Consider the following 25860-nt stretch of genomic DNA (forward strand, 5'->3'; position numbering starts at 1 on the left):
TTGCCGTAGCTCAAAAGTGCGGAATCTCTGTTAGAATTTTCACCGTTGTCAAAAACAATGTGGAAAAGGCGGCACCGACGATCGCCTAAAACATTCAAGGAGAATTACTAGATGAGCGTTCAGAACTCCGTAGAGTTCAATATCGATGACGAATTCGGTATTACCGAAGCTATCGCCGTCCTCGACAACGGGGACTTTGGCACCCGCACGGTACGTTTCGAAACCGGCCAGTTGGCCCGCCAAGCAGATGGTTCCGTAACTACGTACCTCGATGATGACACGATGCTGCTGGCCACCACGACTGCCTCGAACCAGCCGCGCGAGAACTTTGACTTCTTCCCACTTACCGTGGACGTGGAAGAGCGCATGTACGCAGCCGGCAAGATCCCCGGCTCCTTCTTCCGCCGCGAGGGGCGTCCCTCCACCGAGGCCATCTTGGCCTGCCGCCTCATCGACCGCCCGCTGCGCCCCACCTTTGTCAAGGACCTGCGCAACGAAGTGCAGGTGGTCATCACCGTCCTGTCGCAGGACCCAGAAGAGTACTACGACGTCGTAGCCATCAACGGCGCGTCCGCAGCAACCCAGCTTTCCGGCCTGCCGGTCTCCGGCGCCGTCGGCGGCGTGCGCATGGCGCTCATCGCTGATGACAAGCACCCAGAAGGCCAGTGGGTGGCGTTCCCGAACCACGAGCAGCACGAGCGCGCGCTCTTTGAAATGGTGGTCGCAGGCCGCATCGTTACTAAGGGCCGTAAAGAAGACGTCGCCATCATGATGGTGGAAGCTGGCGCCGGCACCAACGTTGCTGAGCGCATTGCCGATGGCGCCCCGGCACCGCAAGAAGCCGCCGTCGCCGAGGGCCTCGAGGCAGCCAAGCCGTTCATCAAGACCCTGTGTGAGGCCCAGAACGGCCTGGCAGAGCGCACCGCCAAGGAGACCCAGGAGTTCCCGCTCTTCCCAGCGTATGAAGACGATGTCTTCGCCGCCGTGGAAAAGGCCGCTTCCAAGAAGCTGGAGAGCTTGCTGACGATCCCGGGCAAGCAGGAGCGCGACGAGGCCACGAACGAACACATGGAGCAGGTCGAACAAGACCTGCTGCCGCAGTTTGCTGACCTGGAAGAGGCAGTGGCCTCCAAGCAGATTCGCGCTGCTTATAACGAGGTCATGAAGAAGATCGTGCGCCGCAAGATCTTGACCGATGGCTTCCGCATCGATGGCCGCGGGCTAACCGATATCCGCGACCTGTCCGTTGAAGTTGACTTGGTACCACGCGCGCACGGTTCTTCCTTGTTCGAGCGCGGTGAGACGCAGATCCTCGGTGTCACCACCCTGGATATGTTGAAGATGGAGCAGCAGATCGACTCGCTTACTCCTATCGAGTCCAAGCGTTACATGCACCACTACAACTTCCCGCCATTTTCTACCGGTGAGACCGGCCGCGTGGGCTCACCCAAGCGCCGCGAAATCGGCCACGGTGCGCTCGCCGAGCGCGCCCTGCTTCCGGTCATCCCGTCGCGCGAGGATTTCCCGTATGCCATCCGCCAGGTCTCTGAGGCACTCGGCTCCAATGGTTCCACCTCCATGGGTTCAGTCTGCGCATCCACCCTGTCCCTCTACAACGCGGGTGTTCCGCTCAAGGCGCCGGTAGCCGGCATCGCCATGGGCTTGGTCTCCGGTGAGGTCAAGGGCAAGGAAAAGTTCGTGGCACTGACCGATATCCTCGGCGCCGAAGATGCCTTCGGCGACATGGACTTCAAGGTTGCAGGTACCTCCGAATTCATCACTGCGTTGCAGCTGGACACGAAGCTGGACGGCATTCCTTCTAAGGTCTTGGCCCAGGCGCTCGAACAGGCCCGCGATGCCCGCGCAACCATTCTGGAAACCATGGCTGAGGTCATCGATTCCCCAGATGAGATGTCTGGCCTAGCCCCGAAGATCACCTCGGTGAAAATTCCGGTCAACAAGATCGGTGAGCTCATCGGCCCTAAGGGCAAGACCATCAACCAGATCACCGAAGATACCGGTGCTGATGTCTCGATTGAGGACGACGGCACGGTCTACATCTCTGCAGTTACCGGCGAGGCCGCAGACGCTGCGATCGAAAAGGTTAACTCCATTGCCAACCCGCAGTTGCCCAAAGTGGGCGAGCGTTTCCTCGGCACGGTAGTCAAGACCGTTCCATTCGGCGCTTTCGTATCCTTGACCCCAGGCCGCGATGGATTGATCCACATCTCCAACCTGGGTGGGGACGAGCGCATCGAGAAGGTCGAAGATGTCGTAAACGTTGGCGATAAGGTACAGGTAGAAATCGCGGATATTGATAACCGCGGCAAGATCTCCTTGGTGCCAGTAGAGGACTAATCCCTCAGACGCTCTTTAGAGCAGTGGCCCTGTTTCCCGGATATGGTGGGAAACAGGGCCATTTTCTATGCCTGCGCCGTGATCACTTAGTTTTGGAAATCAAGCACGAGGCGTTTGGGGTTCTGCAAGAAGGTCACGGAATAAGGCGTTTGCTTCTTTAGCCCGATGACCAACTGCGTTTGCGCCTCGAAGGTGGTGGTGTAGTTGATCTCTTGCACAACACCGGCACCTGGGGTGATGCCAGAATCCATGAACCTTTGCTCTAACTCTGGTGTTGATGGCCACGGGGTGCCCTCGATACCAAGATTGAGGAATGTAGCGCCTTTGACCTCGACCGGAAGTCCCGAGGCCTGGTGGGCGGGCTGATCAGTATAAGTGGTAAACCACCCGGCTTCGCCGTCACCTTCGAGGTCAATCACCACGCGGGTAAAAGAATCATGCGCGGCTACCCGAATCCCAGTGGGAACGAGGCCACCCAGGCCAGGAGGAAGGTGGCGCTGATCCTCGAGGGAGGGCGTGCCCATGCCGCCAAAAGCAGGTTTTGGATCATTGCCCTGCGCGTGTTGCTGATGGTGGCTTAACGGGGCGGTGTCTTCTACCGTTTTGGTTGGGTCATCGGCAGTGGTTGTGGTAGAAGGCTCCGATTTCTCTGCCGCAGACGTGGTCGATTCCGCCGTGGAGCTGGTGGATTCCTGCTGCGTAGCGAATGAGGCATCGGCGGCCTCGTCATCGCTGGGGTTAGCGCAAGCAGCCAGCGAGAGCATGCAGCTCATGCCGGCGCCAGCAGCGATAACGCGGGTGAGAGTAGATCGAGACATTGTGACCACTTCCTAGGTTGTCTACCTTGTTGTCTCTTTCAATTCTACCGGTACACAAGTGGCCCAACTGGGGAAGTGATGCAATTGTTGTACAAGGGAAACTAGCGAAGGTGTGGCCTAACGCTTCAATTGGACGAGCTGGATGAGGTTACCCACGGTATCGTCAAAGACTGCGATAATGGAGGGGCCAACGTCGGTGGGCTCCATGGTAAAGTCCACGCCCTTGTCCTTTAGCTCAGCGTATTCTTTTTCCACATCCTGCGATAAGAATTGGGTGACCGGGATATTATCCGCCTTCAGCGCCTCGGTGTACGTCTTAGCGGCAGGGTGGCCCTTGGGCTCAAGGAGCAGTTCAACGCTGCCATCGCCGTCCGCGTTGGTGACCGTAAGCCACCGGAAATCGCCGTGTGTGACGTCATCTTTTACCCGGAAACCTAGGACATCGACATAAAAATCGTGGGCGCGAGCAACGTCATCTACTGGAACGGACGCAATATAAATCTGCATGACGCCCAGTTTAGCAGTGGTATTTTTGCCGTTCGGACGCCCGCCCGCCCCGGATGGGCGAGCGCGATAGGATGGGAAAGAAACAAAGGATTTACTCAAAGTCGTTAAGAAAGTGAGACCCGCAATGGCGATCAAAGTAGGAGTCTTGGGAGCGCAAGGGCGCGTCGGCAAGGCGATTGTTGAAGGCGTTAATGCCGAAGATGACTTAGAGCTCGTAGCGGAAATTAGCCGCGGGGATGACCTGCAGCAATTGGTTGATAATCACGCAGAGGTCATCGTAGATTTCACCCAGCCTGATTCAGTGATGGGGAACCTGGAGTTTTGCATCGCGAACGGCATTCACTGCGTGGTGGGCACCACTGGCTTTGATAAAGAGCGCTTGGACCAGGTGGAGCAGTGGACCCGCCAAGAGGGTGCTGGAAACGTGCTGATCGCACCGAATTTCGCCATCTCTGCCGTGATGACCATGGTGCTTGCCAAGCAGGCAGCGAAGTTCTTCGAGACCGCAGAGGTCGTGGAGTTTCACCACCCCACTAAGCTGGATGCGCCTTCCGGTACCGCCATCCACACCGCAGAGGCCATTGCTCAGGCGCGCCGCGATGCCGAATTGGGCGAGATGCCGGATGCGACGGAAAAGTCCCTCGAGGGCGCGCGTGGTGCGAATGTAGACGGAATCCCAGTACATGCCGTGCGTACCCGCGGCATGGTGGCCCACGAAGAGGTTATTTTCGGTGCGCAGGGGCAATCCCTGACCATCCGCCAGGATTCCTACGACCGTTCCTCCTTTACTCCTGGCGTTTTGGTCGGCGTGCGCGAGATTGCGCAGCACCCGGGATTGGTCGTCGGGCTAGACAAGTACCTGGGGCTGTAACGGTATGGCCACTGCGAGTGAGCTAAAAATCCAGCTCATTGCCGCCACCGAGTTTCACCCGCCGCAGGGAACGCAGTGGCGTGCCGATGAGACGGCGACCGATGGCGAGGCCCTCGTCGAATTCGCGGGACGGGCGTGTTATGAGTCTTTTGACAAACCCAACCCGCGGACCGCGACGAACTCCGCCTACCTGCACCACATCATGGAGGTAGGCCATACGGCGCTTCTGGAACACGCTACGGCCACGATGTACATTACGGGGCTCTCGCGCTCAGCCAGCCATGAATTGGTGCGCCACCGGCACTTTTCCTTTTCGCAGCTATCCCAGCGCTTTGTGCATCCCAATGAGATGCACGTAGCGCTGCCCAAGCTGGTGGAAGAAGATGAACAATTGCGCCGGTTGGTCATGCAGGCCGTGGATGACACCCGTTTTGTCTACGATGAGCTGCTCGAGGCCTTGGAAGAAAAGCTGGATGAGCCGAATGCGCTGCTGCGAAAGAAGCAGGCGCGGCAGGCGGCGCGCGCGGTTTTGCCCAATGCGACGGAAACGAGGCTCGTCGTTACCGGCAATTACCGCGCGTGGCGCCACTTCATTGGGGCGCGGGCGGCCGAGCACGCTGATACGGAATTGCGCGAAGTGGCGGTAGAGTGCTTGAAGCATTTGCAAGACCAAGCACCAGCGCTTTTCGATGACTTCCATATCACCACGTTGGCCGATGGAACGCAGATGGCCGCAAGCCCTTACGCTTAACACGCGCCACCCCGATGCGGCCAAAAGGTGCCCTAGCGGGTAACCTTGACGGCTATGAGCACAGGTATGACAGCAAAGACTGGCGTTGACACCTTCGGTCGCATTGGCGTCGCCATGGTCACTCCGTTTGATCGTGACGGTGCGCTGGATGTAGAAGCGGGTCGCCGCCTGGCAGCTCATCTCGTAGACAACGGCGTGGATTCACTCATCTTGGGTGGAACGACGGGCGAGTCTCCTACCACGTCCTTGGACGAAAAGTTGGAGCTGCTCAAGGCCGTAAAAGAGGAAGTGGGAGACCGCGTCCGGATCTGTGCGGGCGCCGGAACGAATAACACCGCAACCTCGATCGAGGTTGCCCAAGCTTCCGCCGCCGCAGGAGCCGATAGCCTGCTCGTGGTGACTCCGTATTACTCCAAGCCCTCCCAAAAGGGCGTCTATGAGCATTTTGCCGCAGTTGCTGATTCTACGGATCTGCCGATTTGCGTCTATGACATCCCTGGCCGCTCGGGCATCCCAGTGGCGTCGGATACGCTCCGCCGCCTTGCGGAATTGCCGACTATCCAAGCCGTGAAAGACGCCAAGGGCGATCTTTCCGCGGCCGCAGAACTCATCCAAGAAACCGACTTGGCGTGGTACTCCGGTGACGATCCGATTAACCTGCCGTGGCTATCCCTCGGCGCTTCGGGTTTCATCTCCGTCATCGGCCACGCTGCACCGCGTGCCTTGGTAGAACTCTATGAAGCTTTCGATGCGGGCGATTTGGCCCGCGCGCAAGAAATAAATTACTCAACGCTTCTTCCACTGACCCGCGCTCAGGCGCGGTTGGGCGGAGCGACATTTGCAAAGGAAGCTCTGCGCCTGCAGGGCTTTGAAGTTGGCGATCCCCGCCTTCCTGTTACCGCCGCGAGCGAGGAGGAACGCGAGGTACTTCGCCGTGATTTGGAACAATCTGGAGTCCTTTAAGAATGACTGAACCCCGTAACCGTTCCCGTAAGGTCACCCGCAAGGCGGGTCCACCTTCGGAAACTGAGACCGCCTCCAATGAGGCGGCTTCGCCCGTATTTCAGGCCCCTGCCAATAACGCCGGCACTGCCGGAAATGAGGAACAGGGCAACTCTGGCAAGAATAACTCTGCCGATAACAAGAACGACGGCGATAACAACGGCCGCCGCTCGCGTTCCCGTGGCGGCCGCGGCCGTGGTCGTGGCGGAAACGGCAATAATGGCAATGGCCAAGGTGGCAATAACCACGGCGGCAATAACAAGAACAACAACGGTGGCAACGGAAAGAACGGCAATGGCAAGGGCCGTGGCCGCAATAACAATAACCGCGGCCGCCGCAACGTGCCGAAGTCCATGCAGGGTGCTGATTTGACCAAGCGCCTGCCGGAACCGCCAAAGCAGGCGAAGGATACCCTGCGCATCTACGCCTTGGGCGGTATCTCCGAAATCGGCCGCAACATGACCGTCTTTGAGTACGGCGATGAGCTGCTCATCATTGACTGCGGCGTGCTCTTCCCATCGTCTGGCGAGCCTGGCGTGGACCTCATCCTGCCGGACTTCGGGCCGATTGAAAAAAAGATCGACAAGGTCAAGGCCCTCGTGGTCACCCACGCCCACGAAGACCACATCGGTGCCATCCCGTGGCTGCTGAAGCTGCGCCCGGATATCCCCATCGTGGCCTCCCGTTTCACCATCGCGCTCATTGCGGCCAAGTGTAAGGAACACCGCCAGAAGCCGAAGTTCGTTGAGGTCAACGAAAAGTCTGACGTGACCTACGGCTGCTTCCGCGTTCGCTTCTGGGCGGTTAACCACTCCGTGCCGGATGCGCTCGGCATCATGCTAGGCACCCCGGCCGGGAATATCATCCACACCGGTGATATCAAGCTGGACCAAACCCCGTTGGATAACCGTCCGACCGACCTTCCGGCGCTGTCTCGTTACGGCGACGAGGGCGTTGACCTCATGCTGTGCGATTCCACCAACGCCACCGTGCCGGGCGTATCCGCCTCCGAGGGCGATATCCCAGCCAACTTCAAGCGCTTGGTGGCTAATGCGAAGCAGCGCGTCATCTTGGCCTCCTTCGCCTCGAACGTCTACCGCGTGCAGGCTGCCATCGATGCTGCCGTGGCCAATGGCCGCAAGGTGGCCTTCAATGGCCGTTCGATGATGCGCAATATGGAGATCGCGGAAAAGATGGGCTTTTTGAAGGTCCCGCGCGGCACCATCATCCCCATCGATGAGGCCGCGAAGATGGCCCCGCACAAGACGATGCTCATCACCACCGGTACGCAGGGTGAGCCGATGGCCGCGCTGTCCCGCATGGCCCGCCGCGAGCACCGCCAGATCACGGTGCGCGATGGCGATACCATCATCTTCTCTTCCTCGCTCATCCCGGGCAACGAAGAGGCCGTCTTCGGCGTTATCAATATGCTGTCCCAGATTGGTGCCAACGTCATCACCAACCAGGACGTCAAGGTCCACGCATCTGGCCACGGCTACTCCGGCGAGCTGCTCTTCCTGTACAATGCGGCGCGCCCGCGCAATGCCATGCCCGTCCACGGTGAGTGGCGCCACCTGCGCGCCAATAAGGAATTGGCGATTTCCACCGGCGTGGCCCGCGACCGGACGGTCTTGGCACAAAACGGCGTCGTGGTGGATCTGCGCAAGGGCCGCGCGGAGGTCGTCGGCCAGCTGCAGGTTGGCCACCTCTACGTCGATGGCGTGTCCATGGGCGATGTCGATGCCGATACCTTGGCAGACCGCACCAACTTGGGCGCCGGCGGCGTGGTATCCATTACCTGCGTGATTGATAACCGCACCTCCCGCCTGCTCGAGCACCCAACCGTGGCAACCACCGGTTTCTCCGATGATGACCGGGGTGTTGTGCCCGAGGTTGCGGAGATGGTGGAAAACACCATGAATGATCTCGCCGCAGAGGGCGAGAATGACACCTACCGGATGGTGCAAAAGCTGCGCCGCAAGGTCTCCAAGCTCATGGATTCCAAGTACAAGCGCGAGCCGGTCATTTTGCCCACCATCGTGCCGACGAATTCAGGCACGCTGCTTGCCGATGACGCCGATGTCGACGCCAGCCGCGAGTCCCTGTAGGTTCTCCTACAAAAGGATTTAATTACAAAAGGATTTAATTCCGGCATAGTTTCTGTGCCCCAGTATTTCGATGACCTCGGTATGCTGGGGCACATGTCGTTTTCATCTTCCGAACGCGCCAAGATGGTCGCGCTTCTGCATCAGCTAGGTCCAGACGCCCCCACGCTGTGTGAGGGCTGGACCACGCGCGACTTAGTTGCCCACCTGTGGGTGCGCGAAAACCGTCCCGATGCCGCAGCGGGCATGTTCCTTTCGGTCCTGCAGCCCCACCTAGAAAAGGAATCCGCTAAGGTCGCCCGCCGCGATTTCGATGAGCTTGTCGATGCCTGGGGGAGGGGACCGGCAAAGTTCAACCCCGCACGTTTTCTCGATGCCCAGCAAAATTTGGGCGAACATTTCATCCACCACGAGGATATCCGCCGCGCCAATGGCCAGACCGAACCCCGCGATTTTTCTGTGGCCGTGCAGAAGAAGCTGCACCGTTTTTTGAAGATCTGGGCCAAATTGAGCCTGCGTAAATCCACCCAGCCGGTGATCCTGCAGCCGGACGGGATGCAGCGCATCGTCGTGGCAGACAAGCACGGGGTAGCCGATCGCGGCGATCGCGTGGTCCGCGTAAGCGGAGAGGTTGGCGAACTCCTGCTGTGGGCGTACGGGCGCGATGTCGTGCAGGTCGCCATCAATGGCGACGAGTCAGCCATCAAGATGTCAACCCTGTAGGCTAGAAAAAGCCGCTTTTGTGGCCCGTGCTGCACCTTTTTAGCCCGAACTCGGGACATTTCTCGGTTAACTAGCTCTGCCACGCGTGTGGCGTATGTGATTTGTGGGGTTTTCCGGTTAAGGTAAATGACATGTCTGTCAAAAATGCCTCCTCTCGCGGATCGCGCCGGAACCAGACGCGAGCATCAAAAAGCGCGCCTGGCCGGAAAGCGAACCGGTCGCGGCCGTCTGGCCGCAGCCAGTCCAGCGCCGGTGTGCCAGAGACGCTGGAGATGACCTCGTCTGGGCGCGCGGCAGGAACGACGCAAGAGCGTACGGGGAGCGCATTTCGGGCCGTCGGCAAGGGGCTTGGCTCTGCATTTGGTGCCACCGCGCGCGGAATGGGCAATGTTGCCCGCGGCCTAGGCAATGGCCTTGCAGGCCTGAAGCCGAGCCAGGATGTAACTGCTGACGGCACGGAGGATTTCGAGAGAACAAGGGAGCCACAGGAAATTTCTGATAGCGCCGGGAAAAAGAAGAAAAGTAAGGTAACTCGCGCGCGCGATATCGCAGCAGAGGAGGAAGCACAGGCTGCCGAGGAGGCAGCGGCTTCCTCGCAGGGCGGGTTGCGAGTCAAGAATCCGGATGCGGTTGCCCTAGTGCTCATCGGCGTAGCCATCGTCCTCGCCGCCACCGTATGGTTTGGGGTCGCCGGCCAGGTGGGCGTCTGGGTAGGAAACCTGGTGCGCTACGTCATCGGCGCCGGCGCGTGGGTGCTTCCCATTGCACTCGTCGCGCTGGCCATTTCGCTCATGATGGAAATGGATGGTCCATCCGGGCGCATCAATCCGCGCATTGCGGGTGGCACGTCGATCATCGTGCTGGCGATGCTGAGCCTCATCCACATCTTTGCCGGTAATCCGCCGCTCGGCTTTACCACCGATACAGCGGGCGGGGCCGGCGGTGTCGTCGGCTTTGCAATCGGCGGGATTCTGGATGCCGCGTTTACCTCGTATGTTGCGGTGCCGCTGCTCTTCCTTGTCATCATTTACGGCGCGCTGCTGGTTACGGGAATCACCATCCGCGAGGCCTACGAGCTCGTGGCGGATTCGCTGCGCTCGGCCTTGTCCCGCTTTGGCGGCAGCGAGGCGGACTACGACGATGCCGACGAAGACGATCTTTACGGCCACGTATCTGGCGATATCGACGATATTGCGCACGGCCGCGAGCGATCCGAGCGTCCTGCGCCGAAACGTCGCCGCCCGTCCACCCCGCGCAAGACCGGTAGCTCCTATCCGGTGGAGCCGCTTGCCGATGCCCCCGCAGACGACCACACCGTCGCCTTCAACACCCCGGTCCGTGCGGGTTATGAGCCGGTGGACCGCAGTGACGAAGAACTGGGCTACGGCACGGACTCCCGCATGGGGGATACCGATGCCTTCCCAGCAGTAGACGATGCTGATTACGCAGACGACGGGGAATCCACCCAATCGGCGCTGCCAGAAAGCGAGCCCACCCGCGTCTTGGGTTCTGCCACTGGCGGGGCTTCTGCCGGTCGCAACGCGGGTAATGTAGCTTCGCGTGCTGGTCGCGCCGCGGGTGCCGCTGGTGCTGCTGCATCCGGGGCGGCCGGCGCTGTTGGTGCTGCTGGTGCCGCTGGCAAGGCCAAGGGCGCTGCAGCCGGTGCCGCTGCCGCAGGTGCTGCTGGAGCCGCCGCGGGCGCGGCAGCCGCAGGTGCTGCCAAGGCCGGATCCGATGCCGTGTCTTCGGCGCACGAGGAGGCTCGGCGCCTGTTCCGTGAGCGCTCTGGTCGCGATGCCGCCACCGGCGCACAGGTAGAATCCGCCGCGGCGGAGCAGCCTGCCGCGCAACCCCAAGCGCCCGCCCCAGCGCAGTTTGGCAACGACAACTATGCGGTGCCCTCTACCGATCTCCTAACCCCTGGCACGCCTGCGAAGGAACGCACCGAGATCAATGACCGCATCATTGAGGCCATTACTGATGTCTTCGAAGAGTTCAACGTCAATGCTCAGGTAACGGGCTTTAGCCGTGGCCCCACGGTAACCCGCTATGAGATTGAACTTGGACCAGGCGTGAAGGTCTCAAAGATTACGAACCTGCAGTCCAACCTGGCCTATGCCGTAGCGACCGATAACCTGCGTTTGCTTACGCCGATTCCAGGCAAGTCCGCGGTGGGCATTGAGGTGCCTAACCCGGACCGCGAAATGGTTCACCTGCGTGAGGTCTTGGACGCGCCTAGCATGACTTCGTCCCCGGATCCAATGTTGATTGGCCTGGGCAAGGACATCGAGGGTGAATACACGTCCTTTTCCGTGCAGAAGATGCCGCACTTGCTGGTTGCCGGTGCCACCGGTTCCGGTAAGTCTGCATTCGTGAACTCCATGCTGGTTTCGCTGCTGACCCGCGCCACCCCGGAGCAGGTGCGCCTGATCCTCGTCGATCCAAAGATGGTCGAGCTCACGCCGTATGAAGGCATCCCGCACCTGATTACGCCCATCATTACTCAGCCGAAAAAGGCCGCTGCGGCCCTCCAGTGGCTAGTGGAAGAGATGGAGCAGCGCTACATGGATATGAAGGCCGCGCGCGTGCGCAAGATCGAGGACTATAACCGCAAGGTAGTCTCCGGCGAGTACCAGGCACCGGCCGGTTCCGAGCGCGAGGTTCGTCCTTATCCTTATATCGTCTGCGTCGTAGACGAGCTGGCGGATTTGATGATGACCGCCCCGAAGGAAATCGAGGACTCCATCGTCCGCATCACCCAGAAGGCCCGCGCTGCCGGCATCCACTTGGTGCTTGCTACCCAGCGCCCGTCCGTCGATGTGGTCACCGGTCTGATCAAAACCAACGTGCCTTCCCGCTTGGCGTTTGCCACCTCGTCCTTGACCGACTCCCGCGTCATCTTGGACCAAGGCGGTGCGGAAAAGCTCATCGGCATGGGCGATGGCCTATTCATTCCGCAGGGCAAGCGCCCAGTGCGAATGCAGGGTGCATTCGTTTCCGATGACGAGGTCATGGATGTCGTCGAAGCCGCCAAGTCCCAGGCTGCCCCGAACTACACCGAGGGCGTGACCGAGGAAAAGCAGTCCGAGGCGAAGAAGGAAATCGACGATGACATCGGCAAGGACATGGATGACCTCCTCGAGGCCGTCGAACTTGTGGTGACCGCCCAGTTGGGCTCCACCTCAATGCTGCAGCGCAAGCTGCGCATCGGCTTTGCCAAGGCGGGCCGCCTGATGGATCTGATGGAATCGCGCGGTGTCGTGGGGCCATCGGAAGGCTCCAAGGCCCGCGAGGTGCTGGTCAAACCGGAAGAGCTCGATACCATCCTGTGGATGATTAAAGGCGCCGATCCTGCCGATGCCCCCAAAGAAATCCAGGACGAGATGAACCAAGAAGAAGCAGACGGTGATGCGGGCGATTCCGCAGAGTCTGCTACTTCCGATGCCCCCGATGCGCCCAATTCCGATACGCGGACGGTGCAAGCAACCTATAACCCATCGTCTGGAGCATTCTAAGTAGTGTAAGATAGTTACGGTCTTGGAGGGGAGTACCCCACATTCGGCATAGATCGTCAACACGGTAGCCTGGCGCTCCCGGTCGTGTCGGCCTAGCGAGGGATAGCCGCTGGGCGGGGGAGACCTCCGGTCACTTTCTTAAAGTAAATTCGACCGGAGGGATCTCGCGATGAACGTTCCATTGTGGGTGTGGCTGGTCACCGGTGCGGTGATTCTAGCCTTTTTTATATTCGACTTTTATTCTCACGTGCGCAGTCCACATGAGCCCACCTTGAAAGAGTCGGGCCTGTGGACCCTTTTCTATATCGCTGTCGCTGTAGTTTTTGGCGGCGTCGTTTGGGCCGTGTGGGGCCATGAGCACGGCATCCAATTCTTTACCGGCTATGTCACCGAGCAAGCGCTGTCTGTGGATAACCTTTTCGTATTCGCGCTTATCATGGGCTCCTTTAAAATCCCGCGCAAATATCAGCAGAAGGTGCTGCTCATCGGTATCATCATTGCCCTCGTTTTTCGCTTGGTATTCATCTTGCTGGGCGCGGCGGTTATCGCGGCGTGGTCCGATATCTTCTACCTCTTCGCCATCTTCTTGCTGTATACCGCCATCAAGTTGGTCATTGATGAGATTCGGGACGCCCCGGAGACCAACCCGAACGATATGGCCATCATCAAGCTCGTACGCAAGGCCGTAGACGTTACCCCGCAGTACCACGGGGATAAGCTCACCCATCGCATGGATGATGGCTCAAAGAAGGGCAAGTTTGCCTTTACGCCGCTATTTGTGGCGCTGGTGTCCATTGGGCTTATCGATGTCATGTTTGCCTTCGATTCCATTCCAGCAATCTACGGCATTACCTCAGAGGCGTTTTTGGTCTTTACCACCAACGCATTCGCACTGATGGGCCTGCGCCAAATGTACTTTCTTATCGATGGCCTCTTGGACCGCCTCGTCTACCTGCCCTACGGCCTGGGCATCATCCTGGGCTTCATCGGTGTCAAGCTGCTTTTCCACGCATTGCACGAGAATAACCTGCCGTTTATCAATGGCGGCGACAATATCGAATCCGTGCCGGAAATCTCCACCATCGGCTCGCTGGTGGTCATCGTTGGAGTCCTGGTCATCACGGTTCTTGCATCGGTTATTAAGAACATGCGCGATAAGCCCCAAGGCGTAGTGGCCGTATCCCACAATCACTACGACTGGGATGAGGAAGGAAATAAAATCGTGCGCAATACCCGCGGCGATTACTTGGGCAGGGCCGAGGATCTGTCCAAGGAAGACCTACCCAACTAGGGACCTAAAAGCGGGCCTTGACCGGATTCCACTCGCGGAAGCTTCGGCCCCGGAGGCAGCCTTGTTGATAGAAGGGGTCGTCGTTCATTAGCTGGATGACATCGGCAACCTGGGTGTCATCACCGTCAAAGCGCACAACGATGAGCGCGCCTCCCTGGGAATCCGTTAACGGTCCGGAGGCCACGATGGTGCCCTCATCAAATAGCTTCCCGGTGAACTCGCGGTGGGCGGGGCGCACTTTCGCTATCTCGGGGTTGGCCGGGTTGTAGTCATAACTCACTGCAAAATACTTCATACCGGCCAGTATAAAATCTCGGGGGAGTGTGCCGCGAGACCAGAACCCAAGCAGGTAGTATGTATAGGGTGAATCAACCCGGAGCACAGTCAGCGCAGTCCTCGGATGTGAATCCGCAGGTCTCTAATTGGAATCTGCCAAATATCCTTACCTGCCTGCGTATCGTTTTCATTCCGGTCTTTGCATGGCTGGTCATCGGCGGCCACCAGTGGTGGTCTTTCGGCGTCTTCGCCGCATTAATGCTCACGGATAAGCTCGATGGCGATATTGCCCGCGCTCGCGGATTGATTACTGATTTTGGCAAGATCGCCGACCCCATTGCTGATAAAGCGCTCATGACCACAGCGCTTGTCTGCCTCAATATTGTCGATCAGCTTTCGGTTTGGATCACCGTCATTATTCTGATCCGCGAATTCGGCATCACCATCTGGCGTATGGCCCTGCTGCGTCGCGGAAAGGTCGTCCCAGCCTCTAAAGGCGGTAAGCTAAAGACCGTCCTGCAGTCCTTCGCCGTGGGCCTATACTTGTGGCCGCTTCCTTCGTGGATGGATATTCCTACCGACTTCATCATGTGGATGGCCGTCGTGGTTACGGTCGTTACCGGCGTGCAGTATCTCATCGATGGACAAAAGCAAAATAGCTAAACGCGATGACCTTCACAGAATCTGACCTCGTTGCCTTATTGACAGAGCGCCACGAGACCGTGGCTTTGTGTGAATCGCTGACTGCCGGCTTAGCCAGCGCGACCATGGCTTCGGTACCAGGAGCATCTGCCGTATTGCGCGGCGGCCTTATCACCTATGCCACCGAGGTAAAATCCTACTTTCTAGACAAACCAGTCGCAGAGATCGAGCGCGTAGGCGTCGTATCTGGCGAAACCGCAGTCGATATGGCCCGCGCCGCTGCTGTGAAAACTGGGGCCGATTGGGGGATAGGGCTTACAGGTGTTGCAGGACCGGATAAACAAGAAGGAAAAGAACCCGGGACGGTATTTTTAGGAATCTATTCCGCTGACCGCGTAGCGCAGTCTTATTGCTTGCACGACTTGGGCACGGAACGCAATGAAATTAGAAGGGCCACGGTAGGAGCTGCGATCGACCAACTTGGTGCGATCATCAAAAATTTTCCTACCAGTGGGGAACAAATTTCATCGAAGGAGCGTTAAAACTTACGATGAACATTTCTACAGCAGTCCTTGAACACTCGGCGCAGACTGCCGCGGAACCTGCGGCAGCGGCACCATCGGCGCCACAACCTGCCCGCACCCCAGAGCCACTTCTGCGTGAAGCATTGGGTTTGACCCTGCGCGCATTCCGCGCGGATAAGTCAGTTACCCTGCGCGAATTGGCTAGCGTTGCCCGCGTGTCACCGGGCTACTTGTCGGAGCTCGAGCGGGGCCGCAAGGAAGTTTCTTCTGAGCTATTGGCCTCCGTGTGCCATGCGCTCGACGCGTCTGTATCGGACGTGCTGATCGAGGCTGCCGGCTATATGGCGCTGCCCTCGATGGATGAAGAGCTCGCGCATACCGCGCCGGCTGCTTCTGAGCTTTAACGCGTGCGCGACTCTTAAGAGAGAGTAGACGCGGTGGATACCTGCGATTAGTGGCGGCAGAGCCCTAGGCGTTGGGTTACTATGAACACGACAACGCGACGCATTCCCACATTCCTTAGAAAGGTCTAGAGCATAATGGCGAATCCATTTGTTAAGGGTTGGAAGTACCTCATGGCACTGTTCGATAATAAAATCGAAGAGAATGCCGATCCGAAAGTGCAGATTGAGCAGGCCATCGAAGATGCCCAACGTCAGCATCAAGAGCTTTCGCAGCAAGCTGCGGCGGTTATTGGCAATCAACGCCAGCTGGAGATGCAACTTAACCGACGCCTAGCCGAGGTCGAAAAGCTGCAGGGCAATACCCGCCAGGCGCTGGAGCTTGCCGATAAGGCACGCGCCAATGGTGATGAGAGCAAGGCCGTGGAGTATGAGAACGCCGCCGAGGCCTTTGCCGCTCAGTTGGTGACTGCAGAAGAGTCTGTAGAGGACACGAAGAAGCTCCATGACCAGGCATTGCAACAGGCTGAGCAGGCAAAGCGCGCTGTAGAACGTAATAATGCTGCCCTGCGCCAAAAGGTTGACGAGCGTTCGAAGCTGCTATCGCAGCTGGAGCAGGCAAAGATGCAGGAAAAGGTTTCCGAGTCTTTGAACTCCATGAACGAGCTATCGGCCGGCGGAAACACGCCTTCGCTTGATTCCGTGCGCGATAAAATCGAGCGCCGTTACTCCAAGGCTCTGGGGCAGGCGGAATTGGCGGAAAACTCCGTCGAAAACCGGATGGCTGAGGTGCAGCAGGCAGGCGTTCAGATGGCCGGCCATTCTCGCTTGGAGCAAATCCGTAGTGAGATGAACTCGACGAAGTCGGTGGAAGGAAACCGAACTGAGGCCATCGAGGGAAATAAGGGCTCTGGCTCCGCTGCGGATCAGGCCGCACAGCCGACGTCGAATGACGATGCAGTCCAGGCCCGTCTGCGCGAGCTGCGCGGAGAGTAACACCCTGATTCCGCGTTCGTCGTCATAGCACTAACCGCACAATAGCCTTCGATCCTTCCTTATCCGCTCTGAGCGGTGGGGAAGGCGGAGGCTTTTGTGCTAGTCGGGCAAATGCCTTAGTTGACTTAGTCGCCGACGCCGCGGGCTTGGAGGGCTTCGCCAATAGCCTGAGCGCGTCGGATGGAGCGGATGATGACGGGTGTGACAAACGCCGAGGGGGAGAACCCAGCCCCGCGCGCCTTCCGGGCATCGAGAACCTCATAGACCGTTTCGAACATGAGGGGGATGAGGCGGATTGTCAGGGACATCGCCAAGCTGATGTTTTCTACTGGGACGCCGAAACGATTTAGCGGCTGGAGGGATTCTTCCAGGGATTCCATGATCGCGTCGACCGTCGAGGTAAGCGTTAATAAGAAGGCCAGGATCATGGCGGCCAAGATGTTGAGGAACATCACGGCGGCGTAGTCAAAGTCCTTCGCCCACCACTGGAATCCAGCTAGGGGAATGAGGATGATTAGGGGCGGCCAGAGTTGGCTCCAGGCAATCCGTGGGGGAATGCGGGCGATGATGTACGTCAATGCCGCAGCGATCACCGCACCGCCAGCCCACGGCAAAGAGTTGAAAAAGATGTTGGTAACCAGGATGAATACCAGCAGTATGAGTATCTTCCAGCTCGGTTTCATCCGGTGGATTACCGTCGTGCCCGGAACGTACACGGAAAGCGGAATATTGGTTCTGCGTCGAGTCATTGGTTGGGCTTTCTAGAGCGGACGCTGTGCCATGAGGTCTCGGTAAAAATTGATGACCTCCTGGGGAGCGCCATCGGCGGCAACCTCGTGGTCATCGATGCAAATGACGCGATCGAAGTCCAAAAGAAATTCCAGATCGTGAGTAACCACGATGAGCTGCTGGTCGAGCTGTGCGAACTCGCGCTTTATGCGGTCACGATTGCGGAGGTCAAGCAGCGTCGTTGGCTCATCTGCGATGATGAGCACTGGGTCGATGACCAGCACGGCGGCCAGGGCGAGCAATTGTTTCTGTCCACCAGATAGGGTGTGAGGGGAGCGCTCGGCAAAGTCTAGAAGCCCGAACCGCTCTAGGGCGGCGTCGACTCGCGCAGTGCGCTCGGTCTTAGGCAGCTTGAAACGGCGCAGGGAAAAAGCGATGTCATCGCGCACGTTGGGCATGACAATCTGATTTTCGGCATCAGAAAATACGAACCCCACCTTTTCGCGCACCTTTTTGCCCTGTTCGCTGGGATTTATGCCGTCGACGGTTACGGTGCCCGCAGTGGGCTCACCCAGGCCATTGATAAGCCGGGTCAGCGTGGACTTTCCGCCGCCATTTTGACCGATGACGCCGATCCGCTGCTCGCTTAAAGTCAGGTTGATGTCATCAAGGACCACCGTCTCATCGAAAGCTACCGTTACCGAGGAAAAGTCGATGGTGGGCACTAGGAGGCCTTCTTACCCATCAGGTCGGGGAATGCGGAGTGAACACCAACGGCGATGATGACGGCCACGATGAGCTTTGCGGTGTCAACGAGGACGAACGGGCCTTGCGCCGCGATGGCCGGGCCTACATCCAGCCCGGAGCGAAGCATCAGGCCGATGGCGCCACAGGTGTACTGCACCAAGAGGCCAACGATGGCTGCGATAGCGAGAACCACGGTCATGCCGCCCTTTCCGCGTGGAGCGCGGTAAGCAATGGCGCCGGCGGCGATAGGGGAGAGCACGTATCCGATGATGTATCCCACGGTAGGGCCGGCAAGCGCCCGGAGCGTGGTGCCACCGCCTGCCAAAATGGGCAATGCCAAACCAATAAAGAGGAATAGGAGTCCAACGTAGCCGCCGCGTTTTCCGCCCAAGATGAGGCCGGCCAAAATGAGTGCGGCGTTTTGCAAGACGATGGGGACGCCGGCGGTGCCTACGGGGATAGAAACGAAGGCTAAAACGATAACGAGGGCGGTAAATACCGCAACATAAGCAATGGTGGTTGCCACGGAGTTCTTCTGCATGGAAAAAGATTAGCATCTTGGATAAAGACGCTGTAGACATGCGTATTTGAACGTTGTTCAAGGAGGGCATTTTTGGAGTTCTGGTAAAGGTTTTGGAAAAATTTCCATGGTGGTGGGTAGGATTGCGCGCATGCGATTGACGGAGTACCACCAATTGGTTGTGGATGAATTTGGCGAATCAAAAGGGGCGTGGATTAGCCATTCGCATGTTTTATCTATGCTCAATGGAACGCCGGATGAGCTTATCGAACGTGGCATCGATCCCCGCCGTGTCTGGATAGGGCTGTGCGATGACTTCGATGTCCCCCAAGAGCGCCGTCTCGGCGTAGATTACCCAACCTTATAGGGTTTAGAGAAGCCGAAAAGGCGTGTCCATTTACGATATTCGAACAGATGTATGTACTCTAGTTGGGGTGTCGGTGTGGGCGACTACAGTGGGATTGCATTGAGGGCGGAACCATTTAGGGCTCTGCAGCAGTCTAATTTAAGTGTTCACGTAGCGTCGTACGAGATAAGGATTTATAACAATGGCAACGAAAAAGAAATCATCCTCAGCCGCAACCAAGGGAGATGACCGCCAGAAGGCGCTAGATGCCGCTATGGCCATGATCGAAAAGGATTATGGCAAAGGCGCCGTTATGCGCTTGGGTGATGATAACCGGCCGCCCATCAAGGCCATTTCTTCCGGCAACACGGCAATCGACGTGGCGCTGGGCATCGGCGGCTTTCCCCGCGGGCGAATTGTGGAAATTTATGGCCCAGAGTCCTCCGGTAAGACGACGGTGGCATTGCACGCAATTGCCTCGGCGCAAAAAGACGGCGGCATTGCAGCGTTTATCGATGCCGAGCACGCCCTCGACCCCCAATATGCGCGCCTGCTAGGCGTCGACACCGATAATCTCCTCGTATCCCAGCCCGATACCGGTGAGCAGGCCTTAGAAATCGCGGATATGCTGGTGCGCTCCGGCGCTATCGACATCATCGTGGTGGACTCCGTGGCGGCGCTGACCCCGAAGGCGGAAATCGAAGGCGAGATGGGCGATAGCCACGTGGGCCTGCAAGCCCGCCTTATGTCCCAGGCCTTGCGTAAAATGACCGGTGCGCTATACAACTCCGGTACCACCGCAATCTTCATCAACCAGCTGCGCGAAAAGATTGGTGTGATGTTCGGTTCCCCGGAAACCACCACCGGTGGTAAAGCGCTGAAGTTCTATTCCTCCGTGCGCTGCGATATCCGCCGTATCCAAACGCTGAAGGATGGCCAAGACGCCATTGGCAACCGCACGAAGCTCAAGGTCGTAAAGAATAAGGTGTCCCCACCATTCAAGATCGCCGAGTTCGACATCATGTATGGCGAGGGTATCTCTCGGGAGTCCTCCATCATTGATCTCGGCGTAGAAAACGGCTTCATCCGCAAGTCTGGCTCCTGGTTTACCTATGAAGGCGATCAGTTAGGCCAAGGTAAGGAGAAGGCCCGCTCCTTCTTGAAGAACAACCCTGACCTTGCCAATGAGATCGAAAAGAAGATATTCCAGAAGCTCGGCATTGGGGAAGAGGCGGCAAATGGTGAAGAAGCTACCGCCATGGATGTCCCGGGCTCCGATGACCCATTGACGGATGAGTCCGTAGATTTGGTCCCGAACGTCGACTTCGATGACGACTAATCCTGTCCACCTGCAATCCCACCGCTTATAACCCACACTATGAATCAACCCGCCTCTGAAAAACTAGAGCAACTCCGCCAGGCCCTTGTCGCCTATGAAAAAGGAGAAGCCGGGGGCGGGCTTTTTGATCGGGAGGCCGAAGAGGCAAAATCCAAGGTTCGCTCCCGCGCCTTGGGTTTGCTCGACCAGCGTTCGCGGTCCCGTCAGGAATTGTATGACCGTCTAGTACAAGTCGAATTCGCCCCCGAGGTGGTGGAAGATGTCCTCGATGACCTAGCCCATGCGGGCCTCATCAATGATGCCGCCTTTGCCGCCGAATGGGTGCGGCAGCGGCATAAGCGGAGGGGGAAATCGCGCAGCGTCCTCGACCGCGAGCTCCGGGAAAAGGGCGTAAGCCAAGCGGATAGAGACGAAGCCCTCGAGCAAATAGATGCCGCCGATGAAGAAGCTATGGCCCGAGCCTTGGCGGAAAAGAAAGCGCGCAGCGTGAAATCCGTTCCTGCGGATAAGAAGGAACGGGATAAGGCGCTGCGCAGGATCGTAGGCGTATTGGCGCGCCGTGGGTTCAACGAGGGAATGTCTTTGAACATTGCCATTAGCGCCCTCGAGGAGCGTTGCGAGGAGCTTTCTTCACCTTAAAAACCCGCGATGGGGTTTAGCACCGTGTGGACTCCAACCTAGGTACTCGCGCACGCGCCCCAAGCACCGCACCACGCACTCGAACCCACTTGGCTGCCTTCACGGGCGCCCAGCAGCGACGGTTATGAGTTGTTCTGGGTGATGGCTAGACTATGCCGACGTGGAGCAGACAATTCCTGAAACTCGTACCTATGAAGTCCGAACCTTCGGCTGCCAGATGAATGTGCACGATTCTGAGCGCATCTCTGGCCTGCTGGAGGAAGCTGGCTACGCGGCCGCAGACGAGGCCACGGAGCCGGATCTCGTCGTCTTTAACACGTGCGCAGTCCGCGAAAACGCCGACAAGCGCCTGTACGGCACGCTGGGCGCATTGAAAAAGACGAAGGAGAACCACCCAGGCATGCAAATTGCCGTGGGCGGGTGCCTTGCGCAAAAGGATAAGGACACCGTCCTTGACAATGCACCGTGGGTGGATGCCGTTTTCGGCACCCACAATATGGCAGCATTGCCGACCCTCCTCGAGCGCGCCCGCCATAACGCGGAAGCCCAAGTAGAGATCGTCGATTCGCTAGAGGCGTTCCCCTCGGTATTGCCCGCTAAGCGCGAATCCGCCTACGCGGGTTTGGTATCGGTGTCCGTGGGCTGTAATAACACCTGCACGTTCTGCATCGTTCCCTCCCTGCGCGGAAAGGAAGAGGACCGCCGGCCGGGCGATATCCTAGCCGAGGTACAAGCGCTAGTGGATCAGGGCGTCTCTGAGGTCACCCTCTTGGGCCAAAACGTCAACGCCTACGGCGTGAATTTCGCCGATCCAGAATTGCCGCGCGACCGCTTCGCTTTCTCGAAGCTGCTGCGCGAGGTGGGAAAGATCGACGGCCTCGAGCGCCTGCGGTTTACCTCTCCGCACCCGGCAGAATTTACCTCGGATGTCATCGACGCCATGGCGGAAACCCCGGCCGTGTGCCCGCAGCTGCACATGCCGCTGCAGTCCGGATCGGATAAGGTCTTGAAGGACATGCGCCGCTCTTACCGCACGAAGAAGTTCTTGCGCATCCTCGATGAGGTTCGCGAGAAGATTCCAAACGCGGCGATTACTACCGATATCATCGTCGGCTTCCCAGGCGAGACCGAGGAAGATTTCCAGGACACCATGGAGTTGGTTCGCCGCGCCCGCTTCGCTTCGGCGTTTACCTTCCAGTATTCCCCGCGCCCTGGCACCCCTGCGGCAGAGATGGAAAACCAGGTGCCTAAGGAAGTCGTCCAGGATCGCTTCGAGCGGCTCGTTGCGCTGCAGGATAGCATCCAGGCAGAGGAGAACCAGAAGCTCGTGGGCACTGAGGTGGAGCTTTTGGTCCAGGCAGAAGGCGGGCGCAAGAACGACGAGACTCACCGCATGTCGGGTCGCGCTCGCGATGGGCGCCTTGTGCACTTTAGCCCTATCGACGACAACGGCGCGGATATCTCCGCCGAGATTCGCCCCGGCGACGTCGTGCGCACCAAGGTCACCGGTGCAGGCTCGTTCTTCTTGCTTGCCGATGCCGCAGTAGCCACCCACACCCGCACCAAGGCCGGCGACATGTCGGCGGCGGGCCAAACCCCCACTACCGCTCCCATTGGGGTGGGGCTGGGATTGCCGGGCATCGGCAAGCCTGCTGGTGCTGCCGCAGCGGATTCCTGCGGCTGCTAACCGGGGGAGTAGGCTAGGGTTCCATGAGAGAGCGAAATACCACCACCGCCGCCCAGGAGGCGGCACAGGCGGAGCGCCGAGCAGCACAAACCATGGATTTGCGTGGGCAGAAGCTGACGCTGTGGATCGCTGTGGCGGCCTATATTGTCTACCTCATCGTTCCTTATGCCGGTTCTGCCCACGGGTGGCAGGTTCTCAGTTTTGGCACCACCGACGGCGGGGTAAAGATCTCGCTGATGGAAACCGTCTCCGCGTGGCTCGCGCTTCTCGGCGTGGGCGTGCTGACGACGGCGACCCTGCTGACCCGCCGCGCCACACTCGGGCTGATTGCGTGGATGATGGTGACGGTTTCATTCTTCGTTAACCTGTGGGGCTTTTGGTACCGCGGTTCCACCGCGGATGCCCCGGCCATCGGCATGTGGGTGGGCATGCTCGCCACTTTTTTGGCCTTCTTGGGCTTTAGCCTCGTCGCCCTGCGCCGCAGCCCGGAGCAACGCGCTGCCGAGGAAAAGGTCCGTGCATCGGCGGGCCAGCTGGATGAGGTAGGCAAAATCCAGTCCGATATTGCGTCCCCGCAGCCGCAAGAGATGCTTGTCGATGACCGCCGGAAAAAGGCCGCCGAGCGCCACCGCCACCAGCACGAAGGCTAAAGGTGCAGCTCCCAGGCTGAGGATTGGGAGATTTCCCGCGCCCCGAGCCGCGCGTATAGCGCGTTCATAGCACCATCGCCAGCAGCGACTGAGCAATAGCAGCGGCGCACCTGTGGCCACGCTCCGTTGACCTCGTGCAGGGCAGTGAGCTTAGCTAATTGCGCCAAGCCTTGCCGGCGGTGGTCACGGTCGGTGACGGTAAGAGTCCATTCGCAGACCTCCGGATCCGCCGCCTCGTGCCGCGCCAGTTCCGTGAGCGCCACGATGTCGCCGGCGTCATCAATGAGCGCAACGAGCAGCGTATGCCCGCGCCGCGAACGCAGGCGTTGGTGCGCCTCTTCCAACCGCTGCCTGGACCACACGATGGGCTCGGTGGACAGGGTGCCGGTATCGGCATCCGCGGACGCGACAGTTAAAAGGCGCATGACATCGTCGATATGCTCTTCCGGTATGGCATAGTCCTGCCATACCGCGGCCGAAAGCCCGGGCGGAAAGAGGGCAGCAGCCGGTTGTTCTGGAATATCGATGGCTAGTTGTCGCTCGCTATGGCGCTGCGTAAAGCCTAAGGATTGATAGACCTCCGCCATCGCGTCGTACTCCGGCGAAGTCTCCGGCGGGTGCAGCAGGCCCGCGTGCGCCACGCTACGGCCGAGCTGCTGGGTGATTTTTAAGGCTGTATCTCCCATCCAGGTAGCCACCTTCTGCCTCTTGGCATCAAGGGGTTCTCCGGGCAGTGGCAGATCGCAGAGGACGCACTCGATTTCCGCGGCATTCCGCTCCTCTAAAAGCGGGAGGCTGATGTGGATAAATCCCACGTAGTCCAGCTCTGGACTCGGTGCAGTGGCTGGAATTTGCGGCAGACCAAGCTCGGAGACGGGCCCAAGCGTCGCCGGCCCATCGACCACGGCGAAAAGGTAGGTCTGCGATTCGCCCGAACCCTGCAGGCGGTGCACCACGCGGCTAGGCGAGGTCGAGGCCGCTGCATCCCCGCTGGCTTCCTGCGCCGCAAGGTTTGCCCAGAAAACAAACGATCGGATGCAATCCGCCGGTTCATCCTCGGCTATCTGGGTTGGGCGCGCAATCTGAACGAGGTGCACTATTTATCGTTGACGGCATTGGCAGCGGCATCGGCGAATTCCTGCCATTGCTCCGCCTGCGCGCGCAGCTCCGCGGCCTTCTTCTCCTTGCCCTTAGCTTCCGCGGCCGCGGACTGGGCCTTGAAGTCTTCCACCTTGGCCTGGAACTGGGCCACGCGGGCCTGCGCTTCGGGGTCGGTGCGACGCCATTCGGATTCCTCCGCCTGGGTGACGCGCTTTTCTAGCTGTTCAATCTTGGATTCGTACTCGCGGATTTGGTTGCGGGGCACAAAGCCGATTTCCTCCCACTTTTCCTGCAGCTCGCGCAGCTTAGCCTTGGCCTTGTCCATGCTTTGCGATGGGTCGATTAGGCTGTCGTATTCCGCAAGCAACGCGTCCTTTGCCTTGGCGTTTTCGGCGAACTCGCGGTCCCGCTCGTCGTTGACGGCATTGCGGGCATCGAAGAAGCGGTCCTGGGCGGCGCGGAACTTCGCCCACAGCTGGTCATCGACCTCGCGTGGGGCGCGGCCAGCCGCCTTCCACTCCGCCATGAGATCGCGGTAGGCGCGGGCGGTGGGACCCCAATCGGTGGAGTCCTGGATGGCTTCAGCGCGCTCGACCAGCTCTTCCTTCTTCTTCCGCGCCGCAGCACGGGCGCGATCGAGATCCGCAAAGTGCGAACCGCGGCGCCGATTAAAGGAATCGCGGGCGCGCGAATAGCGCTTCCACAGGCCGTCATCGGTCTTCTTATCGATGCCCTTAATCTGCTTCCACTCTTCCAAAATGGCGCGGATGCGGTCGCCGGCGGCCTTCCACTCGGTGGAATTCTCGGCAATCTCTTCAGCCTCGGCGGCGAGCTTTTCCTTCGCCGCAATCGCATCCTGCCGGCGCTTTTCCCGCTCCGCCTGCGCCTGTTCACCGGCCACAACGGAGTGATCAATAACCGCCGCGAGGCGGCGATCCAGCGCCGCGATATCGCCAATGACCGCAGCGGTAGGCAGGGTCTCGCGGAGTTCGGCGGCGGTTTGCTTGATTCCTGCGGCCTCGCTGGGGTTGGCGCGCAGGCGAGCCTCTAGGAGCTCGATCTCGGTGGCTAGGTCGTCATAGCGGGCGCCGAAGTGCTCGAGGCCTTCCTGCGCAGAACCTGCCTGCCATTCCCCAATCTTGCGCTCGCCCTCGGGGGCGGAAACGAAGACGGACCCATCGGCATCGACGCGCCCCCACTTGGCCGGATCGTTCTTGCTCGGAGATTGCACGGGCACGGGCTTGGCTGTGGGGCGGGGGCCCTTCTTGGGCATGGAACCTGGGGTTGGGGTGGGAGACATGGAAAGCCCTCCTAGACATATA

At 59.1% G+C, this 25860-nt stretch carries 25 protein-coding genes; 17 read left to right on the top strand and 8 right to left on the bottom strand.

Translation table 11 applies throughout. From position 1 onward, the window contains the following. The first annotated feature begins 111 nt into the window (after positions 1 to 111). Positions 112 to 2358, top strand: a complete 2247-nt coding sequence (locus HMPREF1257_RS02345; protein ID WP_023022822.1) for a polyribonucleotide nucleotidyltransferase — start codon at positions 112 to 114, stop codon at positions 2356 to 2358. Between the two features lie 86 nt (positions 2359 to 2444). Here the strand turns inward: HMPREF1257_RS02345 and HMPREF1257_RS02350 are convergent, their stop codons facing one another. Beyond that, positions 2445 to 3176 carry an AMIN domain-containing protein gene (locus HMPREF1257_RS02350; protein ID WP_023022820.1) on the bottom strand — a complete coding sequence of 244 codons (732 nt, stop codon included), beginning with the start codon at positions 3174 to 3176 and terminating at the stop codon, positions 2445 to 2447. A 117-nt stretch (positions 3177 to 3293) separates the two neighbouring features. Next, a complete protein-coding gene (locus tag HMPREF1257_RS02355; protein WP_005278808.1) occupies positions 3294 to 3683 on the bottom strand; it encodes a VOC family protein in 390 nt (129 codons plus the stop codon). Positions 3684 to 3807: 124 nt separating this feature from the next. Here HMPREF1257_RS02355 and dapB point away from each other — a divergent pair, with 124 nt between their 5' ends. The 7 genes from dapB (at position 3808) to HMPREF1257_RS02390 (ending at position 13941) form a co-directional block, all read left to right on the top strand. Next, positions 3808 to 4554 carry a 4-hydroxy-tetrahydrodipicolinate reductase gene (dapB, locus tag HMPREF1257_RS02360; protein WP_005283518.1) on the top strand — a complete coding sequence of 249 codons (747 nt, stop codon included), beginning with the start codon at positions 3808 to 3810 and terminating at the stop codon, positions 4552 to 4554. A gap of 4 nt (positions 4555 to 4558) precedes the next feature. After that, complete coding sequence (gene thyX / locus HMPREF1257_RS02365; protein ID WP_023022818.1) at positions 4559 to 5305, top strand: FAD-dependent thymidylate synthase; 747 nt, start codon at positions 4559 to 4561, stop codon at positions 5303 to 5305. Between the two features lie 54 nt (positions 5306 to 5359). After that, a complete protein-coding gene (gene dapA / locus HMPREF1257_RS02370; RefSeq protein WP_034654087.1) occupies positions 5360 to 6268 on the top strand; it encodes a 4-hydroxy-tetrahydrodipicolinate synthase in 909 nt (302 codons plus the stop codon). A gap of 2 nt (positions 6269 to 6270) precedes the next feature. Beyond that, entirely contained in the window at positions 6271 to 8415 is a 2145-nt protein-coding gene (locus HMPREF1257_RS02375; protein ID WP_023022816.1) for a ribonuclease J, read from the top strand. 81 nt (positions 8416 to 8496) lie between these two features. Continuing rightward, the gene (locus HMPREF1257_RS02380) at positions 8497 to 9135 is read left to right on the top strand and encodes a TIGR03085 family metal-binding protein (protein ID WP_034659207.1); all 639 of its coding nucleotides are present in this window, start codon (positions 8497 to 8499) and stop codon (positions 9133 to 9135) included. A gap of 272 nt (positions 9136 to 9407) precedes the next feature. Further along, on the top strand, positions 9408 to 12650 hold the full coding sequence (locus HMPREF1257_RS02385; protein ID WP_369707577.1) for a DNA translocase FtsK 4TM domain-containing protein: 3243 nt from the start codon (positions 9408 to 9410) through the stop codon (positions 12648 to 12650). Positions 12651 to 12819: 169 nt separating this feature from the next. Further along, positions 12820 to 13941, top strand: a complete 1122-nt coding sequence (locus HMPREF1257_RS02390; protein ID WP_023027918.1) for a TerC/Alx family metal homeostasis membrane protein — start codon at positions 12820 to 12822, stop codon at positions 13939 to 13941. 4 nt (positions 13942 to 13945) lie between these two features. Here the strand turns inward: HMPREF1257_RS02390 and HMPREF1257_RS02395 are convergent, their stop codons facing one another. Beyond that, positions 13946 to 14236: a YciI family protein gene (locus HMPREF1257_RS02395; protein WP_023022809.1), complete on the bottom strand. Its 291-nt coding sequence runs from the start codon at positions 14234 to 14236 to the stop codon at positions 13946 to 13948. 59 nt (positions 14237 to 14295) lie between these two features. Between HMPREF1257_RS02395 and pgsA the strand changes: the two genes are divergently transcribed. The 4 genes from pgsA to HMPREF1257_RS02415 all read left to right on the top strand — a co-directional run bounded on the left by pgsA (position 14296) and on the right by HMPREF1257_RS02415 (position 16780). Further along, the gene (pgsA, locus tag HMPREF1257_RS02400) at positions 14296 to 14880 is read left to right on the top strand and encodes a CDP-diacylglycerol--glycerol-3-phosphate 3-phosphatidyltransferase (RefSeq protein ID WP_023022807.1); all 585 of its coding nucleotides are present in this window, start codon (positions 14296 to 14298) and stop codon (positions 14878 to 14880) included. A 5-nt stretch (positions 14881 to 14885) separates the two neighbouring features. Continuing rightward, positions 14886 to 15401 (top strand): CinA family protein, encoded by a 516-nt coding sequence (locus tag HMPREF1257_RS02405; protein ID WP_023022805.1) that lies wholly within the window; start codon positions 14886 to 14888, stop codon positions 15399 to 15401. 8 nt (positions 15402 to 15409) lie between these two features. Beyond that, entirely contained in the window at positions 15410 to 15787 is a 378-nt protein-coding gene (locus tag HMPREF1257_RS02410; protein ID WP_023022803.1) for a helix-turn-helix domain-containing protein, read from the top strand. Between the two features lie 135 nt (positions 15788 to 15922). After that, positions 15923 to 16780 carry a PspA/IM30 family protein gene (locus HMPREF1257_RS02415; RefSeq protein WP_023022801.1) on the top strand — a complete coding sequence of 286 codons (858 nt, stop codon included), beginning with the start codon at positions 15923 to 15925 and terminating at the stop codon, positions 16778 to 16780. 125 nt (positions 16781 to 16905) lie between these two features. On the opposite strand, the gene HMPREF1257_RS02420 is transcribed toward HMPREF1257_RS02415, so the two are convergent. Genes HMPREF1257_RS02420 through HMPREF1257_RS02430 form a run of 3 tightly spaced genes read right to left on the bottom strand, consistent with a single transcriptional unit; the run spans position 16906 to position 18797 of the window. After that, on the bottom strand, positions 16906 to 17529 hold the full coding sequence (locus HMPREF1257_RS02420; RefSeq protein WP_023022799.1) for an energy-coupling factor transporter transmembrane protein EcfT: 624 nt from the start codon (positions 17527 to 17529) through the stop codon (positions 16906 to 16908). Between the two features lie 12 nt (positions 17530 to 17541). Then, entirely contained in the window at positions 17542 to 18234 is a 693-nt protein-coding gene (locus HMPREF1257_RS02425; RefSeq protein WP_023022797.1) for an energy-coupling factor ABC transporter ATP-binding protein, read from the bottom strand. After that, complete coding sequence (locus HMPREF1257_RS02430) at positions 18234 to 18797, bottom strand: biotin transporter BioY (RefSeq protein WP_023022795.1); 564 nt, start codon at positions 18795 to 18797, stop codon at positions 18234 to 18236. Before HMPREF1257_RS02430 ends, HMPREF1257_RS02425 begins: the two co-directional genes overlap by 1 nt. Before the next feature lie 130 nt (positions 18798 to 18927). Between HMPREF1257_RS02430 and HMPREF1257_RS02435 the strand changes: the two genes are divergently transcribed. The 5 genes from HMPREF1257_RS02435 to HMPREF1257_RS02455 all read left to right on the top strand — a co-directional run bounded on the left by HMPREF1257_RS02435 (position 18928) and on the right by HMPREF1257_RS02455 (position 23437). Next, the gene (locus HMPREF1257_RS02435) at positions 18928 to 19143 is read left to right on the top strand and encodes a DUF3046 domain-containing protein (protein ID WP_023022793.1); all 216 of its coding nucleotides are present in this window, start codon (positions 18928 to 18930) and stop codon (positions 19141 to 19143) included. Between the two features lie 181 nt (positions 19144 to 19324). Continuing rightward, on the top strand, positions 19325 to 20461 hold the full coding sequence (gene recA, locus HMPREF1257_RS02440; RefSeq protein WP_023022791.1) for a recombinase RecA: 1137 nt from the start codon (positions 19325 to 19327) through the stop codon (positions 20459 to 20461). 39 nt (positions 20462 to 20500) lie between these two features. Further along, positions 20501 to 21100: a recombination regulator RecX gene (gene recX, locus HMPREF1257_RS02445; RefSeq protein WP_023022789.1), complete on the top strand. Its 600-nt coding sequence runs from the start codon at positions 20501 to 20503 to the stop codon at positions 21098 to 21100. A gap of 160 nt (positions 21101 to 21260) precedes the next feature. Beyond that, positions 21261 to 22787 carry a tRNA (N6-isopentenyl adenosine(37)-C2)-methylthiotransferase MiaB gene (miaB, locus tag HMPREF1257_RS02450; RefSeq protein WP_084529570.1) on the top strand — a complete coding sequence of 509 codons (1527 nt, stop codon included), beginning with the start codon at positions 21261 to 21263 and terminating at the stop codon, positions 22785 to 22787. A 23-nt stretch (positions 22788 to 22810) separates the two neighbouring features. Beyond that, a complete protein-coding gene (locus tag HMPREF1257_RS02455; protein WP_023022786.1) occupies positions 22811 to 23437 on the top strand; it encodes a hypothetical protein in 627 nt (208 codons plus the stop codon). Here HMPREF1257_RS02455 and HMPREF1257_RS02460 read toward each other — a convergent pair. Together HMPREF1257_RS02460 and HMPREF1257_RS02465 are read right to left on the bottom strand one after the other, a co-directional pair. Beyond that, positions 23434 to 24534, bottom strand: a complete 1101-nt coding sequence (locus tag HMPREF1257_RS02460; protein ID WP_023022784.1) for a GNAT family N-acetyltransferase — start codon at positions 24532 to 24534, stop codon at positions 23434 to 23436. The two genes, HMPREF1257_RS02455 and HMPREF1257_RS02460, sit on opposite strands and share 4 nt — an antisense overlap. Further along, positions 24534 to 25838 carry a DUF349 domain-containing protein gene (locus tag HMPREF1257_RS02465; protein WP_023022782.1) on the bottom strand — a complete coding sequence of 435 codons (1305 nt, stop codon included), beginning with the start codon at positions 25836 to 25838 and terminating at the stop codon, positions 24534 to 24536. Before HMPREF1257_RS02465 ends, HMPREF1257_RS02460 begins: the two co-directional genes overlap by 1 nt. Positions 25839 to 25860 lie beyond the last annotated feature (22 nt).

It is taken from the genome of Corynebacterium sp. KPL1814, assembly GCF_000478175.1.
In the GTDB taxonomy this organism is placed as follows: Bacteria; Actinomycetota; Actinomycetes; order Mycobacteriales; family Mycobacteriaceae; genus Corynebacterium.

Bases quoted from the DNA above. Each gene is read 5' to 3' on its own strand.
- HMPREF1257_RS02345 (WP_023022822.1), top strand. From the start codon at position 112: ATGAGCGTTCAGAACTCCGTAGAGTTCAATATCGATGACGAATTCGGT.
- HMPREF1257_RS02350 (WP_023022820.1), bottom strand. From the start codon at position 3,176: ATGTCTCGATCTACTCTCACCCGCGTTATCGCTGCTGGCGCCGGCATG.
- HMPREF1257_RS02355 (WP_005278808.1), bottom strand. From the start codon at position 3,683: ATGCAGATTTATATTGCGTCCGTTCCAGTAGATGACGTTGCTCGCGCC.
- dapB (WP_005283518.1), top strand. From the start codon at position 3,808: ATGGCGATCAAAGTAGGAGTCTTGGGAGCGCAAGGGCGCGTCGGCAAG.
- thyX (WP_023022818.1), top strand. From the start codon at position 4,559: ATGGCCACTGCGAGTGAGCTAAAAATCCAGCTCATTGCCGCCACCGAG.
- dapA (WP_034654087.1), top strand. From the start codon at position 5,360: ATGAGCACAGGTATGACAGCAAAGACTGGCGTTGACACCTTCGGTCGC.
- HMPREF1257_RS02375 (WP_023022816.1), top strand. From the start codon at position 6,271: ATGACTGAACCCCGTAACCGTTCCCGTAAGGTCACCCGCAAGGCGGGT.
- HMPREF1257_RS02380 (WP_034659207.1), top strand. From the start codon at position 8,497: ATGCTGGGGCACATGTCGTTTTCATCTTCCGAACGCGCCAAGATGGTC.
- HMPREF1257_RS02385 (WP_369707577.1), top strand. From the start codon at position 9,408: ATGACCTCGTCTGGGCGCGCGGCAGGAACGACGCAAGAGCGTACGGGG.
- HMPREF1257_RS02390 (WP_023027918.1), top strand. From the start codon at position 12,820: ATGAACGTTCCATTGTGGGTGTGGCTGGTCACCGGTGCGGTGATTCTA.
- HMPREF1257_RS02395 (WP_023022809.1), bottom strand. From the start codon at position 14,236: ATGAAGTATTTTGCAGTGAGTTATGACTACAACCCGGCCAACCCCGAG.
- pgsA (WP_023022807.1), top strand. From the start codon at position 14,296: ATGTATAGGGTGAATCAACCCGGAGCACAGTCAGCGCAGTCCTCGGAT.
- HMPREF1257_RS02405 (WP_023022805.1), top strand. From the start codon at position 14,886: ATGACCTTCACAGAATCTGACCTCGTTGCCTTATTGACAGAGCGCCAC.
- HMPREF1257_RS02410 (WP_023022803.1), top strand. From the start codon at position 15,410: ATGAACATTTCTACAGCAGTCCTTGAACACTCGGCGCAGACTGCCGCG.
- HMPREF1257_RS02415 (WP_023022801.1), top strand. From the start codon at position 15,923: ATGGCGAATCCATTTGTTAAGGGTTGGAAGTACCTCATGGCACTGTTC.
- HMPREF1257_RS02420 (WP_023022799.1), bottom strand. From the start codon at position 17,529: ATGACTCGACGCAGAACCAATATTCCGCTTTCCGTGTACGTTCCGGGC.
- HMPREF1257_RS02430 (WP_023022795.1), bottom strand. From the start codon at position 18,797: ATGCAGAAGAACTCCGTGGCAACCACCATTGCTTATGTTGCGGTATTT.
- HMPREF1257_RS02435 (WP_023022793.1), top strand. From the start codon at position 18,928: ATGCGATTGACGGAGTACCACCAATTGGTTGTGGATGAATTTGGCGAA.
- recA (WP_023022791.1), top strand. From the start codon at position 19,325: ATGGCAACGAAAAAGAAATCATCCTCAGCCGCAACCAAGGGAGATGAC.
- recX (WP_023022789.1), top strand. From the start codon at position 20,501: ATGAATCAACCCGCCTCTGAAAAACTAGAGCAACTCCGCCAGGCCCTT.
- HMPREF1257_RS02455 (WP_023022786.1), top strand. From the start codon at position 22,811: ATGAGAGAGCGAAATACCACCACCGCCGCCCAGGAGGCGGCACAGGCG.
- HMPREF1257_RS02465 (WP_023022782.1), bottom strand. From the start codon at position 25,838: ATGTCTCCCACCCCAACCCCAGGTTCCATGCCCAAGAAGGGCCCCCGC.